Consider the following 14,173-nt stretch of genomic DNA (forward strand, 5'->3'; position numbering starts at 1 on the left):
TTCACTGTGGGAGCTAGCCTGCCAGCGATGGCGTCCGCTCAGTCGCCGTTAATCCCGGGATTCGGTACCCAGCTCATCCCACACCGACTCGGCCAGATGAAAGGTCGCATTCGCCGCCGGAATCCCGCAGTAGATCGCGCTCTGCATGATCACTTCCTTGATCTCGCCGCGACTCACGCCATTGTTGGCCGCCGCCCGCAGGTGCAACTTGAGTTCACCTTCGCGATTCATGCCGATCAGCATGGCGATGGTGATCAGGCTACGGGTATGGCGTGGCAGGCCCGGGCGGGTCCAGATGTCGCCCCAGGCGTGACGGGTGATCATCTCCTGGAACTCCGAGTTGAACTCGGTCAGCGTGGTCAGGCTGCGATCGACATGAGCGTCGCCAAGCACCGCGCGGCGCACTTGCATGCCGTCGTCGTAACGTTGTTTCTCGTCCACGGAAATCCCCTCAATCGGCCAGCAAAAAGGTCAGCACGCGATCGCTGAACGCGTCGCCAGCCTGAACGTTGGAAAGGTGCGCCGCATAAAACTCGGCGTACTCGGCGCCACGCACATGTTCCTGAATGAAATGCCCGCCGGACGGTGGCGTCACCGCATCTTCGGTACCGGCGATCACCAGCAGCGGCACCGTGATCGACGCCAACTGCTCGCGGAAATCCGCATCGCGCACCGCTGCGCAGTTGGCGGCGTAACCTTCAGGATTGGTCCCGGCCAGCATGTCGGTGATCTGCTTCGCGGCTGCCGGGTTGGCTGCCGAAAAGTCCGGAGTAAACCAGCGGGCAATCGATGCATCACGCAACGCGACCATCGCCGCCGGGCCGTCACGCAGCACGGTTTCGATGCGCGGGTTCCACACCGACGGATCGCCGATTTTTGCCGCGGTGTTGCAAACGATCAGTTTGTTCAACCGCTGGCCGGCGTTGATCCCCAGCCACTGGCCGATCAGGCCGCCCATCGACAGACCGCAGAAATGCGCGCGTTCAATGTGCAGCGCATCCAGCAACGCCAGCACGTCGCGGCCCAGTTGCTCGATGCTGTAAGGGCCCGGCGTCACCAGCGACTGGCCGTGCCCGCGAGTATCGAAACGCAGCACGCGAAAATGTTCGGTGAAGGCCGGCATCTGCACGTCCCACATGTGCAGGTCGGTGCCCAGCGAGTTCGACAGCACCAGCACCGGCGCATCGACCGGGCCTTCCAATGTGTAATGCAGTTCGCCATCGGCGAGTTGAACGAAAGCCACAGCCCTCTCCTTTCAGTCAGACAATGCGTTGTGTTCGGCCACTGCCCGCTCGACCCAGACCTGTGCCTGACCGAGGTAATGGGCGGGATCGAGCAGATGATCCAGTTCGGTTGCGCTCAGTTCGGCGGTCACCTGCGGCTCGTCACCGAGGACCGCTCGCAGATGACGCTGTTCGGCCACCGCTCGTTTGCAGCATTGTTCGAGCAGATGATGCGCAGTGTCGCGGCCGACCCGTTGCGCGAGCACGATGCTCACCGCTTCGGCCAGCACCAGGCCTTGAGTCAGTTCCAGGTTGCGGGCCATGCGCGCGGCATCGACCTCCAGACCGTCGGCCAGCAGCCGCGCCTGTTGCAGCGCGCCCGACACCAGGCAGCAGATCTCCGGCAGGGTTTCCCATTCGGCGTGCCACAGACCAAGGCTGCGTTCGTGCTCCTGAGGCATGGCGCTGAACAGCGTCGAGACCAGCCCCGGAACGCGGGTGGCGGCGCCGATCAACACCGCCGCGCCCACCGGATTGCGTTTGTGCGGCATGGTCGAGGAACCGCCCTTGCCCGGCGCCGACGGTTCGAACACTTCCGCCGCTTCGGTCTGCATCAACAGGCTGATGTCGCGGCCGAATTTGCCGAGGCTGCCGGCGATCAGACCGAGCACCGCGCCGAACTCGACGATGCGATCGCGCTGGGTGTGCCAGGGTTGTTCCGGCAGGGTCAGATTCAGTTCTTCGGCCAGCGCCTGGGCGATCGGCAACGCCTGTTCGCCGAGCGCCGCGAGGGTGCCGGACGCGCCGCCGAATTGCAGCACCAGCAGTCGCGGTTTGAGCTCGCGCAGACGCTGACGGCTGCGCGTGATCGCACCGAGCCAACCGGCGATCTTCATGCCGAGCGTCACCGGCGTCGCATGTTGCAGCCAGGTACGTCCGGCCAGCGGCGTCGCGGCGTGGCGCGGCGCCTGAGTGGCGAGGGAGCCAGCCAGTTGCGCCAGCTCCCTTTCAATCAATTCCAGCGCCTGACGCAATTGCAGCACCAACCCGGAATCCATCACGTCCTGGCTGGTGGCGCCCAGATGCACGTAGCGCTCGGCTTCGGCATCGGTCGCGGCGATCTGTTTGCCCAAGGCCTTGACCAGCGGAATCGCCGAATTGCCGGCCGTGGCAATCGCCTCGCCCAGTGCGGCGAAATCAAACAGCCCGGCGCGGCAGGCATTTTCAATCGGCGCGACAGCACCCGCCGGAATCAACCCGACCCGCGCTTCGGCCCGGGCCAGCGCCGCTTCGAAGTCGAGCATCGCCTGCACCCGGCCCTGATCGCAGAACACGTCGCGCATATCGCGGGCAGTAAAGTAGGCATCGAACAACTGATTGCCCGGTCGCTGAGTCATAAACAGTCCTTGCCGGCGCGGGCCGTTATGGCCCGCGCGCATCGGTTTAAAGATCGTGGTGCAAATACTTCGCTTCTTTGGGCAGGCGCAGGCTGAACAGGAACGCCACGGCCATCATGATCGTGACATACCAGTAGAACGCGTTTTCCATTCCGCCAGCCTTGAGGCTCAGGGCCACGTATTCTGCCGAACCGCCGAAAATCGCGTTGGCCACCGCATAGGCCAGGCCGACGCCGAGGGCGCGGACTTCCGGCGGGAACATCTCGGCTTTCACCAGACCGCTGATCGAGGTGTAGAAACTGACGATCGCCAGCGCCATGGTAATCAGCACAAAGGCCAGGAACGGGCTGCCGACACTTTTCAGGCTGAGCAGGATCGGCACTGTGAACAACGTGCCGAGGCCGCCGAACCAGAGCATCGAGTTACGCCGGCCGATCTTGTCGGCGAGCATGCCGAACAGCGGCTGCATGCACATGTACAGGAACAGCGCGCCGGTCATGATGTAGCTGGCGGTCTTGGCGTGCATGCCGGCGGTGTTCACCAGGTACTTCTGCATGTACGTGGTGAAGGTGTAGAAAATCAGCGAGCCGCCGGCGGTGTAGCCGAGCACGGTGATGAACGCAGCCTTGTGATCGCGGAACAGTGCGCGGATGCTGCCGGCGTCCTTGTTCTCGCGCATTTCCTTGCTGGTGGTTTCTTTCAGCGAGCGGCGCAGGAACAGCGAAATCAGCGCAGCGGCCGCGCCGACCACAAATGGAATCCGCCAGCCGTAGGCACGCAATTCTTCTTCAGAGAGGAACTGTTGCAGGATCACCACCAGCAGCACCGCCAGCAGTTGCCCGCCGATCAGGGTCACGTACTGGAACGAGGCGAAGAACCCGCGCTGGCCCTTGAGCGCGACTTCGCTCATGTAGGTCGCGGTGGTGCCGTACTCACCGCCCACCGACAGGCCTTGCAGCAAGCGCGCGAACAACAGCAGCAGCGGCGCCCAGACGCCGATGTCCTTGTAGGTCGGCAGACAGGCGATCAGCAACGAGCCGAAGCACATCATCAGGATCGAGATCAGCATCGAGTTCTTGCGCCCGTGCTTGTCCGCGACCCGGCCGAAAATCCAGCCGCCGATCGGTCGCATCAGGAACCCGGCGGCGAATACGCCTGCCGTGTTGACCAACTGCACCGTGGGGTTGTCGGAGGGGAAAAACGCCGGGGCGAAATAGATCGCGCAGAAGGCGTAGACGTAGAAGTCGAACCATTCGACGAGGTTGCCGGACGACGCGCCGACAATGGCAAAGATGCGCTTGCTGCGCTCTTCACCGGTGTAATGGGAGGTGAGGGTTGTCATTGTTTTTCACTCGATAGGGACAGTGAGAGTCTAGACACACTTTGCAACAGCCCCGTTCCACATTGGATCACCAGCCAGACCCGATCTCTGATCGTTCCCACGCTCCGCGTGGGAATGCCGCCATGGACGCTCTGCGTCCAATGTGACGCGGAGCGTCACGGTATGCATTCCCACGCAGAGCGTGGGAACGATCAGTATCCGGTTCAGTAATCGAAGAACACCGTCTCGGCATCAGTGCCCTGCAGGATCACATTCCACTGATAGACACCCGCCGCGTCCGGCTTCGCCAGCAACGTATCGCGGCGCTCGGCCGGTACGCATTCGAGCAGCGGATCATTGACGTTCGCCGGATCGCCCTCGAAGTAAATCCGCGTCAGCAAGTGCTTCACCAACCCGCGCGCAAACACCAGCACCACCAAATGCGGCGCCTGGGTCGAGCCCTTGAGGCCTTCAACCGTGCCCGGCTTGATGGTGGTGAAACGAAAGCGCCCTTCCGCATCCACCGGCACCCGGCCGAAGCCTTCGAAATTCGGGTCGAGCGGCTTGGCCTGCTCGTCTTCCGGGTGGTCATATTTGCCGGCGGCGTTGGCCTGCCAGACTTCGAGCATGGCGTCGTTGACGACATCGCCGTTGCCGTCCACCACTTGCCCGGTGATCGCCACACGCTGGCCGAGGGTCAGTTCGTTGGCGAGGTTTTCACGGTTCAGCCAGGTCAGGCCGATGTGGTAATACGGCCCGACGGTATGGGACGTGGTCGCAGTCAGGGTCATCTCATTTCTCCATCGGCGTGGCTTCGCGGCCGCGCAGCACGATGTCCCAGCGATAAGCGAGGGCGTAGGACGGAATGGTTTTTTCCAGATCGAAAGCGGCGATCAGGCGTTCCTTGGCCGAGGTGTCCGGCACGCAGTTGTAGATCGGGTCGTAGGCCAGCAGCGGGTCGCCGGGGAAATACATTTGCGTGACCAGGCGCGTCAGGATGCTCGGCCCGAACAGCGAGAAATGCACATGGGCCGGACGCCAGGCATTGTGGTGGTTGCCCCACGGATAGGCGCCGGGCTTGATGGTCTGGAACTGATACCAGCCGTCGGCGTCGGTCACGGTGCGGCCGGTGCCGGTGAAGTTCGGATCCAGCGGTGCGTCGTGCAGGTCACGGGCATGGTTGTAGCGACCGGCGGCGTTGGCCTGCCAGATCTCCACCAGAATCCCCGGCACCGGCAGACCGTCTTCGTCGAGCACACGCCCGTGAATGATGATCCGCTCACCGAGCGGTTCGCCCTGATGCTGGGCGGTCAAATCGTTGTCGGTATCGGCCACACGCTCGGCACCGATGGTCGGCCCGGTGATTTCCGACAGCGAGTGCGGCAGAAACACCAACGGCTTGGACGGCGAGCGCAGATTGGTGGATTGATAGGTCGGGTGCAGGTACGGCGGCTGGGTGCCTTCCTGCGGGCGGCGGTAACCAGGCTTGTCAGTCATTTCGCTTTCCTCTGTTCTTTTTCGTCACGGCTTGCGTCAGACGCGTTCGATGGCCAGGGCCAGACCCTGGCCGACACCGACGCACATGGTCGCCAGACCTTTCTTGCCACCGGTCTTTTCCAGCTGATGCAGCGCAGTCAGCACCAGCCGCGCGCCGCTCATGCCCAACGGGTGGCCCAAGGCAATAGCGCCACCGTTCGGGTTGACCTGCGCCGCGTCGTCCGCCAGCCCCAGTTCGCGCAATACCGCCAGACCCTGGCTGGCGAAGGCTTCGTTGAGTTCGATCACATCGAAATCGCTGACCGCAACGCCGAGGCGTTCGGTGAGTTTGCGCACCGCCGGCACCGGGCCGATGCCCATCACCCGTGGCGCAACACCGGCGCTGGCCATGCCGAGCACTTTGGCGCGAGCGGTCAGGCCGTGTTTTTTTACCGCTTCGGCCGAGGCCAGAATCAGCGCGGCGGCACCGTCGTTGACGCCCGAAGCGTTGCCGGCGGTGACGGTCTTGTCCGGGCCGTTGACCGGTTTCAGTTTAGTCAGGGCTTCAAGCGTGGTGTCGGCGCGTGGGTGTTCGTCCTGGCTGACCACGGTTTCGCCCTTTTTGTGGGCGATCCGTACTTCGACGATTTCCTCGGCGAAGTAGCCGGCAGCCTGGGCAGCGGCCGTACGTTGCTGACTGCGCAGGGCGAAAGCGTCCTGATCCTCGCGGGAAACTTCGTAGTCGTCGGCGACGTTGTCGGCGGTCTGCGGCATCGCATCAACGCCATACTGGGCCTTCATCAACGGGTTGATGAAACGCCAGCCGATGGTGGTGTCCTCCAGCTTCATGTTGCGCGAGAACGCCGCATCAGCCTTGCCCATCACGAACGGTGCGCGGGACATCGACTCGACGCCACCGGCAATCGCCAGCTCCATTTCACCGCTGGCGATGGCGCGGAACGCGGTGCCGATGGCATCCATGCCCGACGCGCAGAGGCGATTGAGGGTGACGCCCGGCACGGTCTCCGGCAGACCGGCCAGCAGCAGCGCCATGCGCGCGACGTTGCGGTTGTCTTCACCGGCCTGGTTGGCGCAGCCGAGGAATACCTCGTCGATGGCGCTCCAGTCCACCGACGGATTGCGTTCCATCAGGGCCTTGATCGGCACGGCGGCCAGGTCGTCGGCGCGAACCGCCGCCAGACCGCCACCGAAACGGCCGATGGGGGTACGAATCGCATCGCAGATATAAACGTCGCGCATCATGCTTCTCCCGGTGCCTGGCCGTGGGCAGCGGCCGTGCGCGCTTCGAGATCGCGCAGCGCAGTCAGTTCGACTTCTGTCGGTTCAGCGGTGGTTGCCACGCTGTCGGCAAAACGGATCGGCCAACCGGTGGCGGCGACCACTTGCTCGCGAGTCACGCCCGGGTGCAGCGCGGTGACCACGAATTCGTGGGTGCCCTCTTCCGGCTCCATGATGCACAGGTCGGTGATGATACCGACCGGGCCGGCGCCCGGCAGGCCCAGACGTTTGCGCGAATCACCACCCTCACCATGGCCGACCGAGGTGATGAAATCGAGCTTGTCGACAAACGAACGCGCCGACTGCTTGAGGATGATCAGCACGCTTTTGGCAGAGCCGGCGATCTCCGGTGCGCCACCGGCACCCGGCAGACGCACTTTCGGCTGGTGATAATCGCCGACCACGGTGGTGTTGATGTTGCCGAAACGGTCGACCTGGGCTGCGCCGAGGAAACCGACGTCGATGCGCCCGCCCTGCAGCCAGTAGCGAAAAATCTCACCGGTCGGCACGACAGTGTCAGCGGTTTCTGCCAGTTCGCCGTCACCGATCGACAGTGGCAATACGCTGGGTTTGGCGCCAATCGGACCGGATTCGTAGATCAACACCACGTCCGGCGACGACGTCAGGCGCGCCAGGTTGGCGGCTTTCGACGGCAGGCCGATGCCGACGAAGCACACCGAGCCGTTCTTCAGGCGACGGGCTGCGGCGACAGTCATCATTTCATTGGTGGTGTAAGTCATTACTTGGCCTCCGAAGCAGCGGCCAACTTGGCCTGGAACTCGCTGAAGTCAGCGCAGCCATGGATGTATTCGTTGATCCACGCGGTAAACGTCTCACGGTCGCGGGCGATCGGATCCCACGCCTGATAGAAGCGGTTGTCACGCTCGGTGTAACCGTGGGCGTAGGACGGATGCGCGCCACCGGGTACGTGGCAGACCGCGCTCAAGGCCCAGGTCGGCAGCACGCAGGCGTTCATCGGGGCGTTGAGGTTGTCGACGATTTCTTCGACGGTGACGATGCAACGCTTGGCGGCCAGTGCGGCTTCTTTCTGCACACCGAGAATGCCCCACAGCAGCACGTTGCCCTGACGGTCGGCTTTCTGGGCGTGGATCACGGTCACGTCCGGACGCACCGACGGCACCGCCGCCAGCACTTCGCCGGTGAACGGGCAAGTCACGGATTTGATCAGCGGGTTGACCTTCGGCAGATCGGAACCGGCGTAGGCTCGCAACACCGCGAACGGCAGGCCGGAGGCGCCGGCGACGTAGGCATTGGCCAGGTCGGCGTGGCTGTGTTCTTCGATTTCCAGCGCGTGCGGCCATTGCTTCTCGACCGCGTCGCGCAGACGGTGCAGCGAACCCACGCCAGGGTTGCCGCCCCAGGAGAAGATTAGCTTGCGTGCACAGCCGGCGCCGATCAGTTGGTCGTAGATCAGGTCAGGCGTCATCCGCACCAGGGTCAGATCTTTCTTGCCCTGACGAATGATTTCATGACCCGCCGCCGTAGGGATCAGGTGAGTGAAGCCTTCGAGCGCGACGGTATCGCCGTCGTTGACGAATTGCTTCACCGCGTCGTGCAGCGAAAGGATCTCAGCCATGGAGCGGGCTCCCGTTTTTGTAATGAATCGCCAGTGAATAAAAAGGCGCGAGGTTCTGCGCCGGAGTCACTGAAGATTAAGCCGCTGATTTTCACCAAACAATCCGATAATCGACTGAGTGTTCGTTTATCGAACAGATTGTTATCTGCCTATCATTCCGTCACTGATCGTTCCCACGCTCTGCGTGGGAATGCAGCCCGGGACGCTCCGCGTCCCTTCCGAAGCCGAACGCGGAGCATTCTCTGCGGCCAGTTCGACGCGGGAACGATCCTGCAATGAAACTCAGGTCGCGTCCGCGTGACTGACCAGGCCCTTGATCACCACCGCTGCCGTGGCCAGCCCGGCCGGAATCACCAGCGCCGTCAGCACTTGCTCGAAATTCCAGCCCAACCCCAACAGGGTCGCGCCCATCCACGCCCCGAGAATCGCGCCGAAGCGGCCGATCCCGAGCATCCACGACACACCGGTCGCCCGGCCCTGCGTCGGATAAAACCGCGCCGCGAGCGACGGCATCGCCGACTGCGCGCCGTTGACGCACATGCCCGCCACCAGCACCAGCGTCGCCAGCAGCGTGATGTTGCCCAGACTCTGCCCGACCGCGTAGGCAAACACCCCGGCCAGCAGGTAGAAAATGCCGATGACCTTGTGCGGATTGAACCGGTCCATCGCCCAGCCTACGCCCACCGCACTCAGCACCCCACCGAACTGGAACAACGCGCCGATGAAGGCCGCCTGCTCCATGCTCGCGCCGCTGTCGCGCATCAGGGTCGGCAGCCAGCTGGTCAGCAGGTACACGATCACCAGACCCATGAAATAGGTCAGCCACAGCAGCAACGTGCCGACGCTGTAGGTGCCGGAAAAAATCACCGCAAACACGTTGCGCGCTTTCACGGTTTTCTGTTCCGGCACGCTGAAACTCGCGGCCTGCGCGACGATGGCAGGATCAATGGGTGCGAGGGTCTTGCGCACCTTGTCGGTGCCGCGATTGCGCACCACCAGATAACGCGCCGATTCCGGCAGCCAGAGCAGCAGCACCACGGTGAGGATCAGCGGCAGGATCCCGCCGATCAGCAACAGACTGTGCCAGCCGAATGCCGGGATCAACTTGGCCGAAATAAACCCGCCACCGGCCATGCCCAGGTTGAAGCCGCAGAACATGCTGGTCACCAACAGGGACTTCTTGCGCTCCGGGGTATATTCCGACAGCAGCGTGGTGGCGTTCGGCATCCCGGCGCCCAGTCCCAGACCAGTGAGGAAACGCAGCACCAGCAACTGATCGACATTGGTGGCGTAGGCCGACGCCAGGCTGAAAGCACCGAACAGAAAAACCGCGCCGACCAGTACGACTTTTCGCCCGAAGCGGTCAGCCAATGGCCCGGAGCCCAGCGCACCGAAGACCATTCCGATCAGCGCGGCACTCATCACCGGGCCGAGGCTGGCGCGGTCGATGCCCCAGTCTTGGGACAGGGCCGGCGCGATAAACCCCATGGCCGCAGTATCGAGGCCATCGAGGAACACAATCAGGAAACACAGGATCACCACTCGCCACTGATAGCGCGAGATCGGTTGGGCGTTGATGAAGGACTGCACGTCGAGGCAGTGACCTACAGCGGACTGAGGCTGGTTCATTATTTTTATTCCACGCAAGAAAACGCAGTCGAACGGCGGCCGGCCAGAGAGCGGCACGGTCACAACTATATAAGGAAGAAATCAGGCGTTGCGCTAATACCGGCAACAGGAACGGGGGCGGCGACAGTCGGGGAACGTGCGCATGGGAGGTTGCCTCTTGTCATTATTATGGGAGTCGACGATCCGGCGGGCTCATTCACATTCGCGCCGGATGACGCTGCCGCGACATTAATGATCCGGGGGTTTTAGCGTCAATTCGATAAACGCAACTCTGTGCGTTTATCGAACAGCTTCATCAGGCAAACAATTGCGCACTGAGGTCGCGACTGGCGCTCAACAGGCCCGGCAGAAAGCGCTGCTCGAGCTCGGTACGGCTGACACGACCGGCGTGGGTGCTGACATTGAGCGCGGCCACCACCTGGCCGGAAGCGTCATACACCGGCACGGCAATCGAACGCAGACCTTGTTCCAGTTCCTGATCGACGATGCACCAGCCCTGCTGCCGGACTTCCTGCAGACATTCGAGCAAGGCGTCGGGGGTGTGAATAGTGCGGCTGGTTTTGGCCACCAGTTCGGCGTGGTCGAGATATTCGCGCAGCGAGGTGTCGTCCAGCGCCGCCAGCAGGATTCGCCCCATAGACGTGCAGTACGCCGGCAAGCGCCCGCCCACCGACAGGTCCACCGAAATCAGACGCTGGGTGGTGGCCGAACGGGCAATGTAGAGAATGTCGTCGCCTTCCAGCGTGGCCATGTTGCAGGCCTCGTGCAGTTGCTCGCTCATGCGGTCGAGATACGGCTGGGCCGAGACCGCCAGCGGCGTCGACGACAGATAGGCGTGACCGAGGGTCAGCACTTTCGGCAGAAGCGAATAAGTGCGCCCATCGGTGGTGGCGTAGCCGAGCTTGATCAGTGTGTGCAGGCAACGGCGCACGGCGGCGCGGGGAATTTCCGTGCGGTGGCTGATCTGGGCGATGGTCAGGTGGCGCTTGCGCTCCTGAAACGCCTGCACCACCGCCAGGCCACGGGCCAGGGAGGTCATGAAATCCGGATCGCCGGTCAGGGCCTGGATACGCTTGGCCGGCGAAGCGACGATCGGCGGCGCTACCGAGGTGAAGGAATTGCGCATTTGATCGTTCATGTCGGGTCCTTTTTTCTTGTTCGGATCAACGGCTATACAAGCGGCTCGCTGGTAGAGACACAAGCGACAGACCGCCAACACCGGGCGATTATCGAACCGTCGACCGATAATCGCAATCGCCCTCACCTCCTCGTTTGGGTTGTGCGGAACAGATTTGAACTTGGAACGCCGGTGTGGTTTAAGCGCCTTAGTTGTCCGACTAAATGGCGCCAGAAATCAAACACTGCGCAACGGCGATGCAACTATTGATGAAAGTTGCACGTCACAAAACAATCACACATCCAGAACCGTTTTTAACTTGGCAAAGATAGGCAATCCCGATTCGCCCGCTATAATGCACCTCAGTGGCACCGCGCTCTTATTTGCCGACGGTGCCACCCGCTGGCGCGATGTCCATCGCTGCCGGCCCCGGCCAGCGCCTGACGCTCATTACTCATGCACCGCCAGCGCGCTCGCTGAAACAGGAAACTGATGCTGCGTCAGTTTTAATCTGGTGCCGTAGCCGCCTGCAACATGGAAGTCCTGACCGTCTTCCCGACAACACCGCTGCCTGTCCGGGCAAGCGCTTGTTGATGAACCGGTTAAATGATTCGTTGCAGTGCGTTTCACCAGACATTTATCTCAACTCATACAGGTAGCACTGTGACGAAAGACGAACTGCGCGCGGAACTTGAGCGCCAGGAACAACGTTACAAGGAAGTTTACGGCGGGGAAGTCACCACCTACGCCGCCCAGCCCGAACCAGAACGCAAAGCCTGGCGTAAACGCCCTACCGTTCAGGATCAGGTCTTTCAGCAAGAACTGAAAAAAATGGAAGAGGAACTCAAAGCCGAAGAGCCTTGAAGCCGTCCTTTGCACCTTCCGAAGGTAAGCGTACTCACCGGGCTACAAGCACGGTGGACTGACGATGCCTTGCGCGCCCGCTACCCGCGGGCAGCGGCCAACTCCCCTGTATTGCACAGGTCTGGAGCATGTCAGACGCATTTCTCAGATATTTCACACAAGTTTCAGTCCCCTCCCGACAACTGGCGAATCCGCCGGCGTCTCAAATTTTTATCAACCAAATCAACACCTTGCAAAACCCTGCAAAAAGCTTGGGTAATGCCCCCTGACACAAATTAATTCGTTGAAGAATGTTACCGATGAGCAGGTAGGGGATCGATTTCCAGTCTTTTCTGGCATAATCGCGCCCCCTTATGACCGGGTCAGAAAACCTTCATGATCGATTTATTCAGCGGACTGGATGCCTGGGTGCTTGTGAGCCTCCTGCTCGCCCTGACATTTGTCCTCGCCTTCGAGTTCATCAATGGATTTCATGACACCGCTAACGCGGTAGCCACTGTTATCTACACCAAAGCGATGCCGCCTCACTTGGCGGTGTTCTTCTCGGGCGTGTTCAACTTCCTCGGCGTACTGCTGGGCGGCGTTGGCGTGGCGTATGCCATCGTGCACCTGCTGCCGGTAGAACTGTTGATCAACGTGAACACCGGCCATGGTCTGGCAATGGTGTTCTCGCTGCTCGCCGCCGCGATCGCCTGGAACCTGGGCACCTGGTACTTCGGTATCCCGGCCTCCAGTTCGCACACGCTGATCGGTTCGATCCTCGGTGTCGGCCTGGCCAACGCCCTGATCAACGAAATTCCACTGGCTGACGGCGTCAACTGGCAGAAAGCGATCGATATCGGCGCCTCGCTGGTGTTCTCGCCGATGGCCGGCTTCCTGATCGCCGCGCTGGTGCTGATCGGCCTGAAATGGTGGCGACCGCTGTCGAAGATGCACAAGACGCCGGAACAGCGCCGCAAGATCGACGACAAGAAGCACCCACCGTTCTGGAACCGCCTGGTCCTGGTGATCTCGGCCATGGCCGTGAGCTTCGTCCACGGCTCGAACGACGGCCAGAAAGGTATCGGCCTGATCATGCTGGTACTGATCGGTATCGTGCCTGCGCAGTTCGTACTCGACCTGAACAGCACCACTTACCAGATCGAACGTACTCGCGATGCGACCCTGCACCTGAGCCAGTTCTACAAGCGCAACGCCGACACCCTGGGCGAATTCCTGGCCCTGGGTAAAAGCGTGGAAGGCGACCTGCCGGAAAAATTCCGTTGCAACCCGCAACAGACCGAACCGACCATCGCCGCCCTGCTCGACACCCTCAAAGGTGTAGCGGACTACCACTCGCTGTCCGCTGAAAGCCGCATCGAAGTGCGTCGCTACCTGCTCTGCCTGGACGACACCGCGAAGAAAGTCAGCAAACTGCCAGGCCTCGCACCGCGTGAAAAAGCCGACCTGGACAAACTGCGCAAAGACCTGACCACCACCACCGAATACGCCCCGTTCTGGGTGATTCTGGCGGTCGCCCTGGCCTTGGGCCTGGGCACCATGGTCGGCTGGAAACGCGTGGTACTGACCATCGGCGAGAAGATCGGCAAACAAGGCATGACCTACTCGCAAGGCATGTCGGCCCAGATCACCACCGCCAGCCTGATCGGCCTGGCCAACATCTTCAGCCTGCCGGTGTCCACCACCCACGTCCTCTCCTCGGGCGTGGCCGGCACCATGGTCGCCAACAAAAGCGGCCTGCAAGGCGGCACAGTGAAAACCATCCTGCTGGCCTGGGTCCTGACCCTGCCAGCCACCGTGGCCCTGTCGGCCGGCCTGTTCTGGCTGGCGTCGAAGGCGCTGGGTAGCTGATAGACCGCTGTAATGAAAAAGGCGTGATTCGAAAGGATCACGCCTTTTTTGTTGGGCGCGGTAAAGAGGGGCTGAAGATCAAGAGCGCCCTCACCCTAACCCTCCCGAAACGTCGGACCGCCCGTAGGGAGAGGGGACTGACCGAGTTGTTTGGGAGAGGTACGCCGACGTGAGATACCGAGGTGTACTCAGGTCTTAAAAAGCAAACATCTAAAGCCTGCCTTTGCCTTGGCTTCCCACCACTCAACACGATGAGCGTTAGCTCGAGTACAGCTTTTGACGTGCCAGCCCCATCGGAAGGCTGAGTGGAGGGATTTATCCGGGGGTGGGAGCGCAGCGACCGTGCGGCGCAGCCGCATGCATCGAGAGGAGGTGCAGCGAAGCAAACCGTAGGCGATG

At 61.9% G+C, this 14,173-nt stretch carries 13 protein-coding genes; 2 read left to right on the plus strand and 11 right to left on the minus strand.

The features are described 5' to 3' along the window. Positions 1–48: 48 nt before the first annotated feature. The 11 genes from pcaC to pcaR form a co-directional block, all read right to left on the minus strand. Positions 49–441 (minus strand): 4-carboxymuconolactone decarboxylase, encoded by a 393-nt coding sequence (pcaC, locus tag EIY71_RS18865; RefSeq protein WP_064593983.1) that lies wholly within the window; start codon positions 439–441, stop codon positions 49–51. 10 nt (positions 442–451) lie between these two features. Beyond that, a complete protein-coding gene (gene pcaD / locus EIY71_RS18870; protein WP_134022694.1) occupies positions 452–1,243 on the minus strand; it encodes a 3-oxoadipate enol-lactonase in 792 nt (263 codons plus the stop codon). Between the two features lie 12 nt (positions 1,244–1,255). Further along, the gene (locus EIY71_RS18875; protein ID WP_134022696.1) at positions 1,256–2,620 is read right to left on the minus strand and encodes a 3-carboxy-cis,cis-muconate cycloisomerase; all 1,365 of its coding nucleotides are present in this window, start codon (positions 2,618–2,620) and stop codon (positions 1,256–1,258) included. A gap of 46 nt (positions 2,621–2,666) precedes the next feature. Next, entirely contained in the window at positions 2,667–3,962 is a 1,296-nt protein-coding gene (locus tag EIY71_RS18880; protein WP_103386907.1) for an MFS family transporter, read from the minus strand. 203 nt (positions 3,963–4,165) lie between these two features. Continuing rightward, positions 4,166–4,732: a protocatechuate 3,4-dioxygenase subunit alpha gene (gene pcaG / locus EIY71_RS18890; protein ID WP_039771428.1), complete on the minus strand. Its 567-nt coding sequence runs from the start codon at positions 4,730–4,732 to the stop codon at positions 4,166–4,168. A 1-nt stretch (position 4,733) separates the two neighbouring features. After that, the gene (gene pcaH / locus EIY71_RS18895; protein WP_011332820.1) at positions 4,734–5,438 is read right to left on the minus strand and encodes a protocatechuate 3,4-dioxygenase subunit beta; all 705 of its coding nucleotides are present in this window, start codon (positions 5,436–5,438) and stop codon (positions 4,734–4,736) included. Between the two features lie 36 nt (positions 5,439–5,474). After that, positions 5,475–6,680: a 3-oxoadipyl-CoA thiolase gene (pcaF, locus tag EIY71_RS18900; protein WP_178082877.1), complete on the minus strand. Its 1,206-nt coding sequence runs from the start codon at positions 6,678–6,680 to the stop codon at positions 5,475–5,477. After that, entirely contained in the window at positions 6,677–7,456 is a 780-nt protein-coding gene (locus EIY71_RS18905; RefSeq protein WP_039771422.1) for a CoA-transferase subunit beta, read from the minus strand. Before EIY71_RS18905 ends, pcaF begins: the two co-directional genes overlap by 4 nt. Then, positions 7,456–8,313 (minus strand): CoA transferase subunit A, encoded by an 858-nt coding sequence (locus EIY71_RS18910; protein WP_003222404.1) that lies wholly within the window; start codon positions 8,311–8,313, stop codon positions 7,456–7,458. The genes EIY71_RS18905 and EIY71_RS18910 overlap by 1 nt, the downstream gene beginning before the upstream one ends. A gap of 282 nt (positions 8,314–8,595) precedes the next feature. Next, on the minus strand, positions 8,596–9,942 hold the full coding sequence (locus tag EIY71_RS18920) for an MFS transporter (RefSeq protein WP_011332817.1): 1,347 nt from the start codon (positions 9,940–9,942) through the stop codon (positions 8,596–8,598). Positions 9,943–10,237: 295 nt separating this feature from the next. Next, entirely contained in the window at positions 10,238–11,080 is an 843-nt protein-coding gene (gene pcaR / locus EIY71_RS18925; protein WP_007917109.1) for a pca regulon transcriptional regulator PcaR, read from the minus strand. 642 nt (positions 11,081–11,722) lie between these two features. On the opposite strand from pcaR, the gene EIY71_RS18930 reads away from it, so the two are divergent. Then, the gene (locus EIY71_RS18930) at positions 11,723–11,923 is read left to right on the plus strand and encodes a hypothetical protein (protein ID WP_007957826.1); all 201 of its coding nucleotides are present in this window, start codon (positions 11,723–11,725) and stop codon (positions 11,921–11,923) included. Positions 11,924–12,298: 375 nt separating this feature from the next. After that, on the plus strand, positions 12,299–13,774 hold the full coding sequence (locus EIY71_RS18935; RefSeq protein ID WP_102718207.1) for an inorganic phosphate transporter: 1,476 nt from the start codon (positions 12,299–12,301) through the stop codon (positions 13,772–13,774). Positions 13,775–14,173: the final 399 nt, after the last annotated feature.

This window comes from Pseudomonas sp. CH235, from assembly GCF_004368175.1.
In the GTDB taxonomy this organism is placed as follows: domain Bacteria; phylum Pseudomonadota; class Gammaproteobacteria; order Pseudomonadales; family Pseudomonadaceae; genus Aquipseudomonas; species Aquipseudomonas paraglycinae.